Raw genomic sequence first — 21,534 nt, 5'->3', positions numbered from 1 at the left:
GCCTGTCATGCGCCGGATGACGCTTGGTTCGGGACGGGCTTCTGCCGACCACTGAAAGGAGGTGCCATGAAACCGTCGCCATCCCTGGCCTTCGTCGGCGCATTCCATGTTGCACTGCCGCGAAGACAAGGCCGGGCGCGGGTCACGAGCTTGTCGATCGTTCTTGTCCATTCCGGACAAGTCTCGCCGGGCGAGATCGGCTGCGAGCGTTCGTCGCATCGGCACGCGCGTCGTCCGCCTGCGTTCGCGAAAGCAGCCCGGCGCGTGCCCGCGGCATTCGCTTGGCTCTGTCATGCGCGCGGCCCGATCGCGGCACCCGCGGCGACGTGTCGCGGCCGTGCGGCAAGCGCGCGCGCGGGATCAGGCGCTGTTCCGACGTGCGACATGCGCCGCACGCGTGCGATTGATGCCGTGCATTGACGACCGATTGCTTATGCGATTCAATCGGGCCCCTGTCGCGTGCACAAGGATGCGCCGCCCTGGCTCTGGGACGGAGTACGGTATGCATGTGAACTCGATGATCGAGTTCGAGGTCGGATCACCGCTTTCGCAGTCGTTTTCGCGCCTTTCCGGCGCCCTGCGATGCCGCGGACATCGGGTTCGTGCCGCCTGCATCGGACGCGTCGCAAGGCGGGACGTAGTGACCAGCAAGAACGATCCGCGCCATCGGGGAAGCGCGATCGTCATGTCGGCCGAAGGCACCGCTTGTGCGTTGCCTGCCTGTGCCGGCTTGCTGAAGGGCGTGGTCGGCAAGGGATTCGCAACCGTCAAGAACGGTCGCGGCCCGGCGTGCTGTGCGTCGTTCCCTGCTGCACATGCCCGGGGGGAAAGCGAGTAGGACGCATCGTCCGACGCTCGCGTGCGCAGCCGAGTCGCGCACGGGACCGTGTTCGTTTGTTTTCGTTGGCGCGCGGTGCTGCCGCGCGTGGACACCAGGAAGGGCCGCATCCGGCAGGCGGTACCGCAGACGGGACGAGTGTGGCTTGGATACCACGACGAGGAAGGAATTTCGAACGATGCGGAACCAGCGCTCCTACATCATCTGCACCACCATGCGAAGCGGCAGCACCATGCTCGCGAGCGGGCTGCGGGAGACGGGGGTGGCCGGTCGGCCCGACGAATACTTCGCACCGCCCGTGCGCCTGCCGCAGGCGGAAGTGTTCGAGATGGCGCCGGAGCGCTATCGCGAACTGCTGGAGGACCATCGACGGACGCATCCCGCGGAAGAGGTCCTGCGGGAGATCATCGAGGCCGGGACGACCGACAACGGGGTCTTCGGCGTCAAGATCCATTTCCAGCGGCCGTTCTCGGATTTCCACAACGCGGTGGAAGTGCTGCAGGCCCGCTACGACGACCGGCAGGCGTCGCCGCATGAACTGTTCGGCCGGGCGTTCCCGCGCCTGTCGTACATCTGGCTGCGCCGGTCGGATCGCATCGCCCAGGCCGTGTCGCTGTTCAAGGCGATCCGCAGCAGTGAATTCGTCCGCGTCGAGGGCACGAACGACCCGGTCCGCCCCGTTCGCGAGGACGATTTCGATTTCGCCGCGATCCAGCGGCTGGCGGCCTGGCTGCAGAGCGGCGACGACGGCTGGCGCGCGTTCTTCAAGCGCCACCGCATCGAGCCGATGACCATCGACTACGAAGACCTCGCGGCCGATTACGAACCCACGTTGCGTGCCGTGCTGCACTACCTCGACCTGTCGTCCGAGTGCCCGCGGATCGCGCAGACGCGACATCGGCGGCAGGCCGACGCGATCTCGGAACAGTGGGCGGCGCGCTACCGCGAGATGCTCGCCTGATGCAGGACGCATCCCCCGATCACGCCCATCCCGCCGCCGCTTCGATCGGAAACCCGGGCGGCGATGTCGATCCCCGCACGCTCTCGATGCGCTTCGCCGACCAGGCCGAACGCACGCCGGACGCGATCGCGCTCAGCCATGGCGGGACCCGGCTGAGTTACCGCGAGCTGCACGCGCAGGCGACGGCGCTCGCATGCGAATTGCAGCGACGCGGCGTGGCGCAGGGCGACATCGTCGGTCTGTGCCTGGAACGATCGCCGCGGCTGATCGTCGCGGTGCTCGCCATCCTCCAGGCCGGCGCGGCCTATCTGCCGATCGATCCGCGCACGCCCGAGGCCCGCACCGTCTTCATGCTCGACGACTGCCGGGCGAAGTGGCTGCTGACCGAGCGCGACCTGTGCGCGGACCCGGCCCTAGCCGCGCGTCTCCCGGCCTGCACCGTCGTTCGCCTCGATCGCGACGTGGCGCCCGCGCCGGGCGACGACGTGGCGGGCGGAGCGCAACCGCATGGCGAGGTCGGTTCTCTGGCCTACGTGATCTACACCTCGGGCTCGACCGGCCAGCCCAAAGGGGTCCTCGTCCCGCACGCGAACGTGACCGCGCTGTTCGACGCGGTGCAGTCGCGCTTCCGTTTCGGCGCGGACGACGTCTGGACCCTGTTCCATTCCTACGCCTTCGATTTCTCGGTGTGGGAGATCTGGGGCGCACTGCTGCATGGCGGCCGGCTCGTGATCGTGCCCGGCGAGGTCAGCCGCAACCCCGAGGCGTTCCACGAACTGGTGAGCCGCGAAGGCGTCACCGTGCTCAACCAGACGCCGTCGGCGTTCGGTCAGTTCGCCGCGGTCGATGCGGCCCGTCCGCTGCCGCTGCACCTCCGCCTGGTGATCTTCGGCGGCGAAGCACTCCGTTTCGGCGAACTGCGCGGCTGGTTCGAGCGCCATGGCGACGTGCAGCCCAAGCTCGTCAACATGTACGGCATCACCGAAACCACGGTGCACGTCACCTGGCACGACGTGACCGCCGCAGAGGCGGCGCAGCCGCGCGGAAGCCTGATCGGCGAGGCCTTGCCGCACCTGCGGACGCACATCCTCGACGAGGACTTGCAGCCGGTCGCCGAAGGCGCGCCCGGCGAACTGCACGTGGCCGGCACGGGACTGGCCTGGGGCTATCTCGGTCGTGCCGCGCTGACGGCGTCGCGCTTCGTCGCCAGTCCTTTCGTGCCGGGCGAACGGCTGTACCGCAGCGGCGATCTCGTCCGTCGCACCGCCGACGGCGGGATGGAGTATCTCGGTCGCATCGACCAGCAGGTCAAGCTGCGCGGTTTCCGCATCGAACTGGGCGAGATCGAGGCGGCGCTGCTGGGGCATCCGGGCGTGCGGCAGGCCGTCGTCGCCAAGCGCGAGGACGGCGGCGAGCCGCGCCTGGTGGCCTACGTCGTGCCGGCGCCGGTACAGGATGCCGACGCCAGTGCCGACGAGAGCGTCGCGCAGTGGCAGGCGATCTACCAGGACACCTACCAGCCCGCGGAAGACGATTGCAGCCCGAGCTTCGTCGGCTGGCACAGCAGCTACACCGGCGCGCCCATTCCCGAAGCCGAGATGCAGCAGTGGCTGGAGGCGACGGCCACGCGCATCCTGTCCCGCGGTCCGCGACGACTGCTGGAGATCGGCTGCGGCGTGGGCCTCGTGCTGCGCCGGCTTGCGCCGCAGTGCGAGGCCTACTTCGGCACCGACCTGTCGCCGATGGCGATCGCGCGCCTGCAACGCTGGCTGGGCACGATCGACGACCTGCCGCAGGTGCGGCTCGCGGCACGGCAGGCCCTCGACTTCAGCGGGATCCCGCGGGATTTCGACACCGTCGTCCTCAACTCGGTCATCCAGTATTTTCCCGGCGCACAGTACCTGCTCGACGTGCTGCGCCGTGCCGCGGCGCATGTCGTGCCGGGCGGACGGATCTTCGTCGGCGACGTGCGCCACCACGGCCTGCATGACGCGTTCCATGCCGCGGCGCAGTTCGCGCGCGCAGGCGCCGGGACCACGGCCGAACGCCTGCGCGCCGCGATCGGTGCCGGCGTGCGCCAGGAAAAGGAACTGCTGGTCGCGCCGTCGTTCTTCCGGGCGCTGCCGCAATGGGTCCCCGCGATCGCAGGCGTCGAGATCCTGCTCAAGCGGGGCGATGCCGACAATGAATTGAACCAGTACCGCTACGACGTCTGGCTGCACGTGGGCGAAGCGCCGGCTTCGATGCCGGCGTGCGACGAGGTCTGGCGTTGCGACGATGACGATCTGCTCGTCGCGCTCGACGCCCACCTGGCGGACGTCCGGCCCGCGCGCCTGTGCGTACCGGACGTGCCGAATGCCCGCATCGCGCCGACGCTGCGGATGCTGGGGCTGCTGCGCGATGCCGATGGCGACGACGCCTGGCCCGCGCTCTGCGCGCGCGCCGCGCGCCTGCCGCTGCGCGGCGTGCAGCCGGAAGCGCTGTGGCGACTGGGCGAGCGCCATGGCTACACGGTGCGCATCACGTGGTCGGACACCGATCCCGGCTGCCTGTCCGCGACCTTCGTCGATGCCTCCGTCGATGCGGCGGGCGCGGCGTGGCTCGCGGCGCCCGTCGTCGACGCCGGCGACCCGCAGGCGCATGCCAACGACCCGCTCGCCGACGCTGCACAGCAGGCCCTGCTGCGCAACCTGCGCCAGCATCTGCAGCAGCGCCTTCCCGAGCACATGCTGCCGTCGGCGACGGTGCTGCTGCCGGCGCTGCCGCTCACGATCAACGGCAAGGTCGACAAGGATCGCCTGCCGGCGCCCGAAGCGCGTCCCGACGTCGCCGATTACGCCGAACCGCACACCGCATTGCAGAAGACTCTGGCCGGGATCTTCGCGGACGTGCTGCACCTGGACCGGGTCGGTCTGCACGACGGTTTCTTCGATCTCGGTGGCCACTCGCTGCTGGCGATGCGCGTCGTCGCGCAGTTGCGGTCGCTGCTCGCGGTCGAACTGCCGCTGCGTACGCTGTTCGAACACCCGACCGTCGCCCAGCTCGACCAGATCCTGTCGCAGCAGCAGGTCGGTGCCGCGCAGGCTGCGTTGCCGCCGCTGGTGGCGCAGACGGATCGCGGCATCATTCCGCTGTCGTTCCCGCAGGAGCGGCTGTGGTTCCTCGAACAGCTCGGCACGCTCGGTGCCGCCTACCACGTGCCGCTGGCGTTCCGCATCCGCGGGCCGCTCGACGTCGACGCGCTGCGTGCGGCGCTGGTCGACCTGGTGGCGCGCCACGAGATGCTGCGCACGCGATTCGTGGTCGATGGCGATGCACCGCGGCAGGTGATCGATCCGCCGCCCGTCGAGGTGCTGGCATGGATTGATCCGGGCGACGCGGATGCCGGGCATCGGCTCGATGCACTGCTGGACGAGGAAACGCGCCATCGCACCGACCTCGAACGCGGCCCGCTGTTCCGCGCGAAGCTGCTGCGCCTGCATGAAGACGAACATGCCCTGATCCTCGCTGCGCATCACGTCGCGGCGGATGGCTGGTCGCATGTCGTGCTGCTGGAGGAACTGGGCGCGCTCTACGACGCGCGTTCGCGCGACGCGGCACCGTCCTTGCCGGCGCTGGCCGTGCAGTACGCCGACTACGCGCTGTGGCAGCGTCGCTGGCTGTCGGGCGAAGCGCTGGCGGAACAACTGCAATACTGGAAACGGCAGCTCGCCGACGCGCCTGAATTGCTGGCGCTGCCGACGGATCGCCCGCGTCCGGCGACGGCGAGTTTCCGCGGCACCTTGCATCGGTTCGAGCTTCCGGCAACGGTCGCGCAGCGCCTGCCGGGCTTCGCCCGCGACGAGGGCGTCACGCCGTTCATGGTGCTGCTGGCCGCGTTCCAGGTGCTGCTGGCGCGCTGGAGCGGCGGCAACGACATCGTGGTGGGCACGCCGACGGCCGGCCGCACGCAGCGCGAGACGGAACCGCTGGTCGGATTGTTCATCAACACGCTGACGTTGCGCGCACGGATCGAGCCGCAGGCGAACTTCCGCGCCACCCTGGCGCAGGCGAAGGAAACGTCGCTGGCCGCGTTCGCCCACCAGGACGTGCCGTTCGAGCAGGTGGTGGCCGAACTGCGGCCCACCCGCGACCCGTCGCGGCAGCCGGTGGTGCAGGTGATCTTCGCGCTGCAGAACACGGCACCCGCCGAGCTGCGGCTGGCAGGCACGCGCGTCGAGCGCATCGATTGCCCGAGCGGCACGTCGAAGTACGACCTCACCCTCAACGTGATCGAGTCCGGCGATCGCCTCGCCGCCGAGATCGAATACGCCAGCGACCTGTTCGACGCCGCGACGATCGCGCGGGTGGCGGGCATGTACGGTGCGCTGCTGGACGATGCGATGGCGCGTCCGGGGCTCGCCGTCTCGCGCCTGCGCCTGGTCGAGGCCGCGGCGACAACACCGGCGGCGGAGATCGCGCCGGCCCGCCGCCGCACGGTCTGCGACCTGTTCGAAGCGCAGGCCGCGCAGACGCCGCAGGCCGCCGCGCTGGAATCCGCGACGGTTCGCCTGACCTACGCCGAACTGAAGGCACGCGCCGACCGCATGGCGACGGTGTTGCGTCGACGCGGCATCGGTGCCGGCGATCTCGTGGCCGTCGTCGGCAACCACGAGGTCGAGACATTCGTCGCCCTGCTCGCGGTGCTCAAGGCGGGGGCGGCCTACGTGCCGATCGACATCGAGTCGCCCGCGGAACGCCTGCGCCACCTCTTCGATGATGCGCGCCCGCGTCTCGTGCTGGCCGAAGCCGACGCGTTCGATCGACTGCCGGACAACGCCGGGACCTGTGTCGCCTTCGACGGGATCGCACTCGCGGACGACGGAGCAGGGCGGGAGAGCCTGCGCGATGCCGCGCCCGGGCCGGGCGACCTGGCCTACGTCATCTACACTTCCGGTTCCACCGGTCTGCCCAAGGGCGTCCTCGTCGAACACGAAGGCCTGCGTGCGTTGACGCTGGCGCAGATCGAAGCCTTCGCCATCGCGCCGCACAGCCGTCTGCTGCAGTTCGCGTCGCTGAGCTTCGACGCTTCCGTTTCCGAAGTCTTCACCACCTGGTGCCGCGGTGCCTGCCTCTGCCTGCCGGGCCGCGTGCGCATGCTGGCCGGCGATGCACTGGCATCGATGTTGAACGCCCGCGCGATCACGCATGTGACCCTGCCGCCCAGCGTCGTGCCGGGGCTGGTCGAAGCCGGCGGTGCGCCGACCTTGCAGACGCTCGTGGTCGCGGGCGAAGCCTGCACGGCGGCGATCGTGCGCGCCTGGCCGACGCCGGTGCGTTTCATCAACGCCTATGGACCGACCGAAGCCACTGTCTGCGCCACGCTGCACGTCTGCGATCCGGCCGACCCGCGCGATCCGCCGATCGGCCGGCCGCTGGCGCACGCGACCGTCCACGTCCTCGACGACGCGCTCGAGCGCGTGCCGGAGGGCATCGCTGGCGAGATCGTCATCGGCGGCATCGGCGTGGCCCGCGGCTATCTCGGCAAGCCCGCGCTCACCGCGGAACGTTTCCCGGCCGATCCCTTCCGCGGTGGCGGCGCGCGCATGTACCGCACCGGCGATCGCGGGCGCCTCCGCGCCGACGGTGTCGTCGAATTCCTCGGCCGCATCGACCAGCAGCTCAAGGTGCGCGGCTATCGCATTGAGCCCGGCGATGTCGAAGCCGCGCTGCTGCGCGACACGCGCATCGCACAGGCGTTCGTCACCGCGCACGGTGAACTGGACGGTCGAACCCTGGTCGCGTACGTCGTCGCCGCGGACCGGCCGGCACCGTCGCCCGATGCAGTGCTGGCCTCGGTACGCACGCAATTGCCGGCCTACATGGTGCCGTCCGCGATCCTCGTGCTGGACCGCTTTCCGCTGACGGTGAACGGCAAGATCGACCGCGCCGCACTGCCGCCGCCGGGCGCTTCGACGGGCGAACACGGCGCGCATGCGCACGTCGCCCCGCGCACCCCGACGGAACGGCGACTGGCCGCGATCTGGACGGACGTGCTCGATTGCGAGCCGCCGGGCGTGCACGACAGTTTCTTCGCACTCGGCGGCCATTCCCTGCTGGCGACGCGCGCCGTGGGCCGCATCCGGCAGGCCATGGGGGTCTCGATCGGCCTCCGGCAGTTCTTCGCCGCCGCCACGCTCGAAGCCCTTGCGCAGGTGGTCGATGCCGCCCGTGCGGAAGATGCGCCGGCGACATCCCTCGTGCCGGTGCCGCGCTCGCCGCGGATGCCGTTGTCGTCGCTGCAGCAGAGCCTGTGGACGCTCGATCGCCTCGGCTCGGCCGGTGCCGCGCTGAACATGCCGATCGCGCTGCGTTTGCCTGGAACCGTCGATGTCGACGCGCTGCGGCAGACGCTGTCCGAACTGCTGCGTCGACACGAAAGCCTGCGCACGCGGTTCGCGAGCGATGCCGAGGGCCCGTACTGCACCGTCCTGCCGGCGCAGGAGGCGCGGCTTGACGTGCGCGACCTCGCTGCGATGCCGGTCGATGCGCGCCGCGCGGAAACCGAGCGCGTCCAGCAGTCGGAGATGCAGCGCGGTTTCGATCTCGGCGCGGGCGAACTGCTGCGTGCGGTGCTGCTGTCCGGTGACGGCGACGCGCTGCTCGTGCTGACCACGCACCACATCGCCGTCGACGGCTGGTCGATCGCGCTGCTGGTGAACGAACTGCGTGCCCTGTACGACGCCTTCTCGGCCGGGAAGGCCTCGCCGCTGGCCGAGCCACCGCTGCAATCCGTCGACTATGCCGCGTGGCAGCGCGCACGGGCGGAGTCGCCAGCGCTGGCGCAGCTGAAGCAGCGCGCGCGCGCGCGACTGGCCGATGCGCCGATGGTCTTCGAGCTGCCGGCGGATCGTTCTCGGCCGGCCGTGCAGTCGTACCGCGGTGCGCTGCATCGTTTCCGCGTCCCGGCCGACATGCATCAGGCGCTGGCCCGCCTCGGCACGCAGCATGGCGCCACGCTGTACATGACGCTGCTCGCGGCCCATGCCGTGCTGCTGTCGCGGCTGGGCGGTGCGGGAGAGCTGCTGATCGGCTCTCCGCTGGCGATGCGCACGGATCCCGCGCTGGAAACGGTGGTCGGTCCGCTGCTGAACACGGTCGTCGTGCGGGCGAGGCTTGCAGACGATCCGACGTTCGTCGACCTGCTTGCGCGCATCCGCGCCGAGACGCTCGACGCCCAGGACGATCGCGAACTGCCCTTCGACCAGTTGGTGGCGGACCTGCAACCGCCGCGCGATCGGTCCAGGCCACCGCTGGTGCAGGTGCTGTTCTCGCTCCAGAACTATCCCGCATCGGACGCGTCCCCGTCGGGTCCTGCGCGATGGGCGCGCATCGAAAGCCCGTGGAGCCACGCCAAGTACGATCTCTCGCTGTACGTCGAGGAAATGCCGGACGGGCTGTCGTGCGAGTTCGAATACGCCACCGACCTGTTCGACGCCGCCACCATTGCGCGCTGGAGCGGGCATTTCCTCGCGCTGCTGGCGGGTGCGATCGCCGATCCCGCGACGCGCACCAGCCGCCTGCCGTTGCTCGACGCCGACGCGCGCCGACAACTCATCGAACACTGGAACGACACCGCACGCACCGGGCTCGACGCACTGTCGATCGCCGGGCACGTCGGCCGTCACGCGCAGGCTCGGCCGGACGCGATCGCGGTGTCCTGCGCCGACCGTGCGCTGACCTATGCCGAGCTCGATCACCGCAGTTCGGTGCTCGCCGCACGCCTGCGTCGCGCGGGCGCGGGGCCGGGCGAGCGCGTGGGCATCTGCCTGGATCGCAGCGTGGACCTGACCGCCGCGATCCTGGCCGTGTTCAAGTCCGGCGCGGCCTACGTGCCGCTCGATCCGGCCTATCCGCAGCAGCGGCTCGACGACATGGTGCAGGACAGCGCCCTGTGCTGCGTGCTGGCCGACCGCAGCGGTGCGGCGCGCGTGGCCGGTGCGGTCGCGCCGGCGGCGGTGCTCATGGTCGACGAGGCCGATGTGCAGGGATCGGCGAGCGAGGCAGACGATGGCGTGGCAGAGGATTCCGTCGCACGCTCCGCGGACAGCATCGCCTACGTCATCTACACCTCGGGCAGCACCGGACGGCCCAAGGGCTGCGTGGTCACCGACCGCGGCCTGCTCAACCTGCTGGGCGCGCTGGCGGACGAATTCGGTGTCGTCGCCGACGATCGCCTGCTCGCGGTCACGCCCTACAGTTTCGACATCGCGGGACTTGAACTGCTGATGCCGCTGCTGCGCGGCGCGCAGACGCACATCTGCCCGGCGGCGCACACCCGCGACGCCCAGCGCCTGGCGCGGACGATCCGCGAGATCCGGCCGACGCTCATGCAGGCGACGCCGGCGACCTGGCAGATGCTGTATCGCGTCGGCTGGCGCAACGAGACCGGCATGCGCCTGCTCTGCGGCGGCGAAGCGTTGCCCGACACGCTCCGTGGGCAGTTGCTCGAAAGCGACGCCGTGTGGAACCTCTACGGGCCGACGGAAACCACGATCTGGTCCACGGTCGACCGGCTCCGGCGCGATGACGCGACGACGATCGGCAGGCCGATCGCGAACACCCGCATCCATGTGCTGGATGCCGCGATGGCGCCGGTGCCGATCGGCGTGGAGGGCGATCTCTACATCGGCGGCGACGGCCTGGCCCGCGGCTACTGGAACCGCCCCTCGCTGACCGCACAGCGATTCGTCGCCGATCCGTTTTCGGTCGGCGGCGTGCTCTACCACACCGGCGACCGGGCGCGCTGGCGCGCGGACGGCCGCCTGGATTATCTCGGTCGCCAGGACGCGCAGGTCAAGCTGCGTGGCTTCCGCATCGAGCTGGGCGAAATCGAGGCCGCGCTCGCGACGCATCCCGCCATCGATCTGTGCGCCTGCGCCGTGCGTCGCGACGGCGAACCGCGGCTGGTCGCGGCCTTCGTGCCCGCGCCGGCCGCCATCGCGATGCCGGATCGCCGCGACCTGCAGGCATTCCTGCGGACGTCGCTGCCGGAGCACATGATCCCGTCGGATTTCTGCGCGGTGCAGGCCCTGCCGCTCACCCCGAACGGCAAGATCGACCGCAACGCGATCGCGGCGCTGCGTGCCGACGAGACCATTCCCGACACGGCGACACCGGTCGCGCCCGCGATCCGGCCACGACGCTCGCGCGACGAATACGCGCAGCATCTGCTGACGCTGTGGCGCGAAGCGCTGGGCCGCCACGACATCGGGCTGGACGATGGCTTCTTCGAGGTCGGCGGCAATTCGCTGCTGGCCGTGACCCTCGCCGAACGCATCGCCGCCGAGCTGGAACCGGGCTTCGAAATCACGGCGATGTTCGAATTCGGCTCGATCGCACGCATCGCCAGGCATCTCGAATCGCTGGCTGGCGGCGCGTCCGCCGCGCCGGCCATCGACACTGCCGTCGACGATGCCGCGGCGGCTGCGGCGATCCCGTTTGCCGACGCATCCGCCACGCCTGCCGCGGGTGTGCCGGCGTACTACGCGGACAGCGTCGCCATCGTGGGCATGTCCTGCGCCTTCCCCGGTGCGAGCGACCATGAGGCCTTCTGGGACAACCTGCTGCACGGGCGCGAGAGCATCGAACGCATCCCGGAGGACGAACTGCGCACGCTGGGCGTGCCGGAGCACGTCCTCGCCGATCCGAAGTTCGTCCCCGTACGCTCCGCGCTGGCCGACCGTGAACTGTTCGACGCGGCGTTCTTCAACGTCTCCGAGCGCGATGCGCAGTGGATGGACCCGCAGCTGCGCCTGCTGCTCATGCATGCGTGGCGGGCGATCGAGGACGCCGGCTATCGCGTCGACGACGTCGCCGACACGGCGGTGTTCGCCACCGCCAGCAACAGCGCCTACCACGCGCGCCTGATGGCGTCCGCGTCGGCGCACGACATCGAGCAGTACGTGGGCTGGATCATGGCCCAGAGCGGCACGCTGCCGGCCGTCATCTCCAACAAGCTGGGATTGCGCGGCCCGAGCCTGTTCGTGCACTCCAACTGTTCGTCGTCGCTGACCGCGCTGGACCTGGCGCGTCGCCGCCTGCTCGAAGGCGAATGGCGCTTCGCGCTGGTCGCGGCGGCCCGCGTGGCCAGCTTCGAGGGCGTCGGCTACGTGCACCAGGAGGGCATGAACTTCTCCAGTGACGGCCACCTGCGTGCGTTCGATGCGGCCGCCGATGGCGCCGTCGGCGGCGAGGGCGTCGCCGTGCTGCTGCTCAAGCGCGCGCAGGACGCGATCGCCGATGGCGACCACGTCTACGCCCTGCTGCGCGCGACGTCGATCAACAACGACGGCGGCGAGAGCGCCGGGTTCTACGCACCGAGCGTCGCCGGCCAGCGCGCCGCGATCGAGCGTGCGCTGGCCTCGGCCGGCATCGCGCCGGAAACGATCGGTTACGTCGAGGCGCACGGGACCGGCACGCCGCTCGGCGACCCCATCGAGATCGCGGCGCTGTCGCAGGCGTACGGTCGCGACACGACGCCCCGCGGTTCCTGCGGGATCGGTTCGGTCAAGACGAACATCGGCCACCTCGACACGGCCGCCGGTCTGGCGGGCTGCATCAAGGCGGCGTTGAGCCTGTCGCGCGGCGAAATCCCGCCGACCCTGCATTTCCGTACGCCCAATCCCGCGCTCAAGCTCGATCGGTCGCCGTTCCACGTCGTTTCCGAGCGGCAGCCGTGGCGTGGTGGGCACCCGCGTCGTGCAGCGGTGAGTTCGATGGGCGTGGGAGGCAGCAACGCGCACGTGATCCTCGAAGCGTGCCTCCCGGGCGAGTCCGCAGACGATCGTGTGTCCGGGCCGTGGCTGTTCCCGCTGTCCGCGCACGATCCCGAATGCCTGCGCGCCCTGGCCGGACAACTGGCGGCGTTCGTCGCGACGCGTCCGTCGCTTCCGCTGCGTGATCTGGCGTTCACGCTCCAGGTCGGCCGCCGCGAGATGCCGCATCGCCTGGCGATCGTGGCCGCGGATGCGGAGGAATTGCAGGCGCGACTGCAGCACTGGCTGGACGACGGCAGGGCGCCTGTCGGCGTGCATCACGGCCATGCCCCGGCGGTGTCGGCCGCGGCGACACGCGATCCCGCCAGCGCGGAGCTGGAGCAGGCGCTCGCACGCTGGGCGCGCCAGGGTCATTTCGAGAAGCTCGCGTCGCTGTGGGTCAACGGCTTCGCCTTCGACTGGCGGGCGTTGTACGCGGACGGCACGCCGCGCAGGATCAGCGCGCCCGCATACCCTTTCCGCAGGCAGCGGTTCTGGCTGGATGCCACCCCGGGGGCGATGCCCACGACGGCGACGTCTCCGGCGGCGCCCCGGGCATCGTCACCCGCCCTGTTCGTCGAGCGCCGTGACCGACCGGCCACGGCGCGGCTGGTGTGGGGCCAACGGCGCATCGTCGTCCTCTGCGATTTCGCGGTCGACGCGCCGCTGGTGCGCGCCGTCGCCGGGCGCACGGCATCGGCCTCCGATGTGACGCTGCACGTGTTGCCGCGCACCGGCGCGCCCGTGGGCGAGCGTTACGCGGCGTACGCGGCGTCCATGCTCGATCTCGTGCGCGACGCGGCCGCGTCGGCGCCCGCGATGCTGCAATGGGTGCTGCCCGGCGGCGAGGAAGGGCGTGTCTGCGGCGCGCTGGCCGCGTTGCTCTTCAGTGCCAGACGCGAATACGACCGCATCGAGGTGCAGGCGCTGCATGTCGCCACCGATGCCGCCCCGGAGGCCGTCGCCGCGGAGTTGTTCGACGCGGCGCCCCCGGCAGCGCGACACGTGCACGACTTCGGCGCGGCGGCGCGCATGCGCCGGTTCGCCAGACTGCCCGACAGCGCCGCCGTGGCTGGCACACCCTGGCGCGATGGTGGCCGCTATCTGATCACCGGCGGCAACGGCCGGCTCGGCCTGCGGGTCGCCCGCGCGATGGCGACGACGCTGCACTCCGGCGTGCTGGTGCTCGTCGGCCGCGGCGCGCTTTCGCCCGAGACGGCCGCGCAGGTCGACGCGCTGCGATCGCAAGGCGTGCGTGTCGATTACCGTCGCGCGGATGTCGCGGACATCGCGCAGGTGCAGGCGCTGCTGCGGTCGCTGGCTGCGGAGCATGGCGGCATCGACGGCATCGTGCATGCGGCCGGCGTGCTCGACGACGGTTACATCGCGCGCAAGCGCACCGCGCAGTTGCAGCAGGTGCTGGCACCGAAAGTCGCGGGCCTCGAACATCTCGATGCCGTGCACGGTGCGGCGCCGCTGGACTTCCTGATCTGCTTCGGCTCCATCGGCGGTGTCGCCGGCAGTGCGGGGCAGGGCGACTACGCCGCGGCCAACGCCTTCATGCGCAGCTTCGCCGAGCACCGCAATGCGCAGGCGGCACGTGGCCTGCGGCACGGCCGGACGCTCTGCATCGACTGGCCGTACTGGCGCGAAGGCGGCATGCAATTGTCGACGCAGGCCGAGACGGAATTGCGCCGGCTCGGCCTTGCGCCGCTGGAGACCGGAGACGGCCTCGCCGCGCTGCGACGTGCCTGGGACAGTGGCGAATCCTGTGTCATCGTGCTGGCCGGCGACGCCCGGAATCCCGTCGACCTGCTGGCGATGCTCGACGAACGCGTGGGCACGACCGATGCGTCGCCGTCCGCGGGCATCCCTGCGAATGAGAGCGGTGCCGGTGGTGCGGCATCGCTCGCACGATCCACGTTGCAGCGGCTGATCGCGGTCTTCGCCGAGGTGTCGAGGATCGATCCCGCGCGGATCGAAGGCACGGAACCGCTGGAAGCGTTCAGCATCGACTCGATCATGATCGTCCAGCTGAACCAGCGCCTCGCGCCCGTGTTCCCCGGGCTCTCGAAGACGCTGTTCTACCAGTTCGCGACGCTGGCGGCGGTCCGCGACCACCTGCTCGCGCGGCATGCCGAGGCCTGTCGCCGCTGGACGGCCGCCGATGTCGAAGCGGCCCCGGTGCGTGCGTCGACGAATGCCGCGAAGACGGTGTCGCATGACGCGCCGGTCGCGATGACCGCGCGGGCTGCCGTGCGCACCGCAGGCACCGCCACGCGCGAGACGATCGCGATCGTCGGTCTCGCCGGTCGCTATCCGCATGCGCGGACGCTCGATGCCTTCTGGCGCAACCTGTGCGAGGGGCGCGATTGCATCACGCCGGTGCCCGCGGAGCGCTGGTCGCTCGATGGCTTCTACTGCGAGGATCCGGACACCGCGATCGCGCGCAGGATGAGCTACTGTCGCTGGGGCGGATTCCTCGACGGCTTCGCCGAATTCGATCCGCTGTTCTTCGGCCTGTCGCCGGCCGAGGCGCTGGACATGGATCCGCAGGAACGCCTGTTCCTGCAAGCGTGCTGGGAAGCGCTCGAGGACGGCAACCATCCCCGCGAGGTGCTCGTGCGCCGGCATGGCGGACGCGTCGGCGTGTTCGCCGGCATCACCAAGACCGGCTTCGAACTGCACGGGCGCGATCTGGCGGCGCAGGGCGATCCGGCCACGCCGTACACCAGCTTCGCCTCGGTGGCCAATCGCGTTTCGTACCTGCTCGACCTCCACGGCCCGAGCTTCCCGATCGACACGATGTGCTCGGCGTCGCTCACCGCCATCCACGAGGCCTGCGAACACCTGTTGCGCGACGAATGCGAACTGGCGCTGGCCGGCGGCGTGAACCTGTACCTGCATCCGTCGACCTACGTCGGTCTGTGTTCGCAGCGCATGCTGTCGACCGACGGCCGCTGCCGCAGCTTCGGTGCCGACGCGACCGGCTTCGTGCCCGGCGAAGGCGTCGGCGTGGTGCTGCTCAAGCCGCTGTCGCTGGCGCAGCGCGACGGCGACCGGGTCCATGGCGTGATCCTCGCCTCCGGCATCAACCACGGTGGCCGCACGCACGGCTACACCGTGCCGAATCCGCACGCGCAGCGCGACCTGATCCGCGACACGCTGGCGCGCGCCGGCGTCGATGCCCGCGACATCGGCTGCGTCGAGGCGCACGGCACCGGCACGGAGATGGGCGATCCGATCGAAGTCGAAGGACTCTCGCAGGCGTTCGCGGCCACCACGACGGACCGGCAGTTCTGCGCGCTGGGTTCGATCAAGTCGAACATCGGCCATCTCGAGGCCGCGGCCGGCATCGCCGGCCTGACCAAGGTGCTGCTGCAATTCCGGCATGCGGCGCATGTGCCGACGCTGCACAGCGCGTGGCTCAATCCGAACATCGATCTGTCGGAGACACCATTCATCCTCCAGCACCGGGCCGAGGCATGGCCGCGCGCGCAGCGGGACGACGGTTCGCCGGTGCCGCGCATCGCGACGGTGTCCTCCTTCGGCGCGGGCGGCGCCAACGCGTTCGTCGTGGTCCGCGAGCCGCCCGCTGCACAGGCGATCGCGTCGGCGCTGCCCGCCGCATCGGGCATGCCCGCGCTCTTCGTGCTGTCCGCGCGTCGCGCCGATCGTCTGGCGGCATACGCGAATCGGCTCGCGACCGCGCTCATGGAGGGCGGTTTCGTCGATGCCGACCTGCCGGCGATCGCGGCGACGCTCCAGCTTGGTCGCGAGGCGATGGCGCACCGTCTCGGCTTCGTCGCGACGTCCCTCGCGGATGCGATCGGCACCTTGAAGCGCTTCGCCGATGGCGATCCGCGGCCCTCCGGTGCGCACGTGGGTGTGCTGGTGCGCGGGGCACCCGCTGCCGCGGCCATCCTGCCGCCGGACGGCGTCTGGACGATGTCGCGATGCGACGCATTCCTGACCTCGTGGGTCGCTGGTGCGACGGTCGACTGGGCGCGGTTGTACGTCGGGATGCCCGCATTCGTGCGGTTGCCCACGTACCCGTTCGCCGAAGACACCTACTGGCCGGTGAGGGTTGCATCGCCGGCCGTGAGTGACGCCGATTCCACGCATACCGCTTCCGGCACGGGCGGCGAACTCCTGCTCACGCCCGAATGGGAAGACATCGGCGCCGTCGACGTGACGGCATTCGAGGGCGACCTGATCGTCGTGAACGCGCCGGATGCCCTGCGGCACGCATGGCAGTGCGCACCGTCGTCCGGTGTGCGCTCCGTCGTCGACTGGATCGAAGTCCACGGCGATGACACCTCGCTGTTGCGGCAGCGGCTGCCCGGCCGCGAGCGCGCCACGGTCGTGTGGCATGCACCGTCTTCGCGGGCGACCGGATCCGCGCCCGCGTTCGAGACGATGCGGCACACGCACGCGATCGCGGTCGGTCAATGCGCCGCCTTGCTGCACGCGCTGATCGAAGCGGGCGAACGGGGCGTCGCGATCGACTTCGTCGCCGTGACCAGACAGGGCCAGGCGACAGGGAAGGGCGACGACGTCGCTCGACTCGATCCCGCGCATGCCGCCGTCGCCGGTTTCCTGCGTTCCGCGGCGAAGGAGTACCGCCATGGCACCTGCGTGGTGGCGGACATCGAGGACGACACGGCGTCGTTGCCATCGCTCGATACGCTGCTCGCCCTGCGTGCGACGACGGGCCGGGCCGTGGTGCATGCGCATCGCGATGGTCGGTGGTGGCGCAACCAATTGACGGCCGTGGATGTCGCCGCCCCGCTGCCGAGCACGTTCCGGCATGGCGGCGTCTACGTCATCGTCGGCGGCGCCGGCCATGTCGGCCAGCGGATCACCGACTACCTCGTGCGGACGCATGCGGCCAGCGTCGTCTGGGTCGGGCGACGCCCGCAGGCGCATGTCGACGACGCGCTGTCCCCCTTCGATTCCGGCACGCGTCCCGCGTACGTGCAGGCCGATGCCGCCGACACCGCGTCGATGCAGCGCATGCGCGAAGCGGTGCTCGCGCGCTACGGCAGGATCGATGCGCTGCTCGTGGCGACGACGTATTTCTCGCTCGCGCCGCTGGCGGCGCTGTCGTCCGCCGATCTGGACGCCGCATTCCGCGCCAAGGTCGATCCGGCGCTCGGGATTGCCCGCGTCTTCGGGGGCGATGCGATCGACTGCATCGTGTTTCTCTCTTCGCTCGTGTCGTTCATCGGCAATCGTGCGCAGAGCCACTACGCCGCCGCCTGCGCATGGCAGGACGCATTCGCGCAGGTGCTGTCGCGCCGCACGGGCAGGGCGGTGAAGGTGATGAACTGGGGCTACTGGACGATCGACGATCCCTTGCGCACTGGTGAACTGCGCGAGATCGGCATCGACTTCATCGATGCCGCTTCCGGTGGGCGCGCACTGGAGACGCTGCTGTCCGGCCCGTTCGACCAGTGCGGTTTCCTGTGCACGAGCCGGCCGTTGTCGGTCGAAGGCATGAACCTGCGCGAGGCGCTGTCGATCGATGGCGGTGATGTGCGCAGGGTGGTCCGTGCTCCGATGGCGAGCGCTGGCACAAGGCGCATGGCCGCCGACGCTCCGGTCACCCGCGATGCGCCGACGACCGTCGACGCGGAGGATCCTTTCGCCCTGCACGATTTCGTGCGTGCGACGGTGATGCGCGAAGTCTGCGGTGCACTCAGGATGGCCCCGTCGCTGCTCGACGAGGCGGCGATGTTCGCCGAATACGGCGTCGATTCGATCACGGGGCTGAAGGTCGTGCGTGCGATCAACGAGGCCCTCGGCATCGCGCTGCCCGGTCCGTGCCTGTTCGACCATCCGAATCTCGACAAGCTGACGGCGCACATCCTCGACGCTCACCGCGCGGGTGCGCAGCGGGCGCACGCACAGGCAGCGCCCGTGGCCGGAATGCCTGTACCGCGCAGCGAAGCCTCGACGCCGGCTGCCTGCGCGCCGGCACCTCGTCCGGCGCGACCGCGCGAACCCATCGCCATCATCGGCATGAGCGGGCGTTTCCCGCAGTCCGACGACGTCGATGAACTGTGGCGACACCTCGCGGCCGGCCACGACCTCATCGAACCGGCGAACCGCTGGCAGGGCGGGGCGTGGAGCGACGGCATCGACGGGCCGTTGTGCCGCCATGCCGGTTTCATCCGCGACGTCGATGCCTTCGATCCGTTGTTCTTCCGCATCTCGCGCGCCGACGCGCTCTGCATGGATCCGCAGCAGCGGCTGTGCCTGGAAGAGTCGTGGAAGGCGCTGGAAGTGGCCGGCTACGTCGGTGCGGCCATTGCCGGGCGCCAGTGCGGTGTCTACATCGGATGCAGCGGCGAGGACTACACGCAACTGCTCCCGGGCGATCTTCCCGATGCCGCGATGCACGGCAGCTCGACCGCGCTGCTTTCCTCGCGCATCGCCTATCACCTGGACCTCCACGGTCCGGCGATGACGGTGGACACCGCGTGTTCGAGCGGCCTCGTCGCCGTGCACCTGGCCTGCCAGGCGCTGTGGATGGAGGAGATCGAACTGGCCATCGCCGGCGGCGTCCACGTGCAGTGCACGCACGGCTTCCACCTCATCGGCAGCCGGACGGGCATGCTGTCGCCCGGCGGTCGCTGCTTCACCTTCGATGCGCGCGCCGACGGATTCGTGCCGGCCGACGGTGTCGGCATCGTCGTGCTCAAGACCCTGTCCGCCGCCCAAGCCGATGGCGATCACGTCGTCGGCGTGATCGCGGCCAGCGGGATCAACCAGGACGGTACCAGCAACGGCCTGACCGCGCCCAGCGCGCTGGCGCAGGAGCAACTGGAATCGGCGGTCTACGATCGCTTCGGGATCGACGTCGAAGGGATCCAGATGGTCGAGGCACACGGGACCGGCACGGTGCTCGGCGATCCGATCGAGGTGCAGGCGCTGACCCGCGCATTCCGTCGGCGCACGGCGCGGACAGGTTACTGCGCCATCGGCTCGGTCAAGAGCAACCTCGGCCACGCCGCCGAGGCTGCCGGCATGGCGGGCCTGTTCAAGGTGCTGATGTCGCTGCGTCATCGCCGGATGCCGCCGACGCTGCATGTCCGCACCTGCAATCCGCACATCGATTTCGCCGGCAGCCCGTTCCATGTCAACACCGTCCTGCGCGACTGGCCCGCACCGGCGCATGGTCCGCGACGCGCGGCACTCAGCGCCTTCGGCCTGAGCGGCACGAATGCGCACCTCGTGATCGAGGAAGCGCCGCCGGTCGCGAACGCCGCGGTACCGGGCCCGGCGCTGCCGTGGCTCGTGGCGTTGTCTGCGCGCACGGCGGAGCAGCTCCGCACCAGCCAGCAGCGGTTGCTGGCGCACCTGCGATCGCAGGAAGACGCGGGGAGCGATGTCGATTGCATGGCCATCAGCTGCACGCTGTTGCAGGGACGACAGCACTTCGAACACCGCTGGGCTTGCGTGGCGACGCAGGTCGACGAGATCGTCGACGCGCTCGTCGCGGCGCTCGCCGTCGTGCCGGCGGGCGAGCGCGCCAGGCCCGGCGCGCGCGAACGCGATGCGCTGACGAAGGAGGCGGTGCGCTGCATCGAGGAAGCGCGCGGCATGCAGGATCGCCGGTCCGCGCTGCATCGGCTGGGCGAGGTGTTCGTGCGTGGCGCGACGCCCGATTTCTCTGGTCTGTTCGGAGGCCGTATCCGCCGCACCCCGCTGCCGACCTATCCGTTCGCGCGCGAACGCTACTGGCTCGCGGAGCCGGCGGCGCGGCGCGCATCGGTCGAGGCCGCGGCCACGACGACGCCTGTCGATGTCGCCATCGAGAACGGGGCCACGGGCGACGCGGTGGCGGAGCTGCACGCCTTCATCACCGGGTTCCTCGAACGCGCGTTGCTGCTGGAACCGGGCGAGTTGACGCCCGACGCGGATGTGCAGGCGCTCGGGGCGGACTCCCTGGCGAGCATGCGGCTGATGCGCGAGATCGCACACCGCTACGGGCTCGCGGTGTCCGGTCGCGAACTGTTCGAGCATCCCACCGTCGAATCGCTCGCGGCGCATGTCGGCAGGCAGTTGGCCTCGGCACGCGCGGCGGGCGTGCCCGCGCACGAGGCGAAGGATCGCCTGGACGTACTGCTGGATGCGTTCGAGGCCGGCCAGCTGGACCTGGATGCCATGGCGCGACTGATCGAGGAAGGAGTGGCGCCATGACCGTCCGCGAACTGTTGATGGCTTTCCGGCGCGGCGAGCTTGCGCGTGCCGAACTGCGGCGCAGGCTGCATGAGGTGGCGCCCGATGATCTGCCGCTGTCGGAAGGCCAGCAGGGGCTGTGGATGCTGCAGGCCGCGCGTCCCGAATCCTTCGCCTACAACATTCCGTTGTGCCTGGACCTGGCGGGCCCGCTGGATCCCGAGGCGCTTCGTTCCGCCTGCATCGAGGTGCTGCGCACGCACGAGGTGCTCGCGTCCGCGATCGTCGAGCGCGGCGGGCGTCCGCGACGCAGGCGGATTGCGCCGGAAGCGTTGCCCTTCGCGATCCACGATGCCGCCGGCCTCGACGAGGTGGAACTGGCGACCCGCATGTCCGCGCGGCTGCGCCGGCCTTTCGTGCTGGCCGACGGTCCGTTCATGCGCGTCGATCTGTACGCGCGCGGGCAGGGGGCATGGCGCCTGCTGGTCGTCGTCCACCACATCGCGTTCGATGGCGGCTCGGTGGAGGTCTTCCTGCGGACGCTCTGTGCCGCGTATGCACGGGCGGCCGGCGACGCGACCGTCGCGGTGCCGGTGGCGACGCACCAGTTCGACGATTTCGTCCGCCGGGAGCAGGCGTTCATCGCCGGCGGGGCGGGCGAAGCGGCGCGCCAGTACTGGCTGCGCACGCTGGAAGGTGCCGGACCGGTGCTCGGCCTCGGCGGCAGTGTCGGCAGTGCGCGTCGTCCGCGC

General features: G+C 70.4%; 4 protein-coding genes (1 of these 4 cut by a window edge). All 4 read left to right on the top strand.

The window, feature by feature from the left end; all coding sequences use genetic code 11:
* Nucleotides 1-502 precede the first annotated feature (502 nt).
* Nucleotides 503-838: a hypothetical protein gene (locus tag ACT53R_RS09510; RefSeq protein WP_476171629.1), complete on the top strand. Its 336-nt coding sequence runs from the start codon at nucleotides 503-505 to the stop codon at nucleotides 836-838.
* A gap of 178 nt (nucleotides 839-1,016) precedes the next feature.
* Nucleotides 1,017-1,799, top strand: a complete 783-nt coding sequence (locus ACT53R_RS09505; protein WP_476171628.1) for a Stf0 family sulfotransferase — start codon at nucleotides 1,017-1,019, stop codon at nucleotides 1,797-1,799.
* Entirely contained in the window at nucleotides 1,799-20,803 is a 19,005-nt protein-coding gene (locus ACT53R_RS09500; RefSeq protein ID WP_476171627.1) for an amino acid adenylation domain-containing protein, read from the top strand. Before ACT53R_RS09505 ends, ACT53R_RS09500 begins: the two co-directional genes overlap by 1 nt.
* A protein-coding gene (locus ACT53R_RS09495) for an amino acid adenylation domain-containing protein (protein WP_476171626.1) crosses the window boundary here: on the top strand, nucleotides 20,800-21,534 show its start. 16,200 nt of this gene lie beyond the right edge of the window; the window shows 735 of its 16,935 coding nt (coding positions 1-735); the start codon lies at nucleotides 20,800-20,802; its stop codon lies beyond the right edge, outside the window. The genes ACT53R_RS09500 and ACT53R_RS09495 overlap by 4 nt, the downstream gene beginning before the upstream one ends.

It is taken from the genome of Lysobacter sp. DMC104 (genome assembly GCF_056313665.1).
Note: the sequence above shows the minus strand (reverse complement) of the source record. Positions and strands in the feature narration are given on the sequence as shown.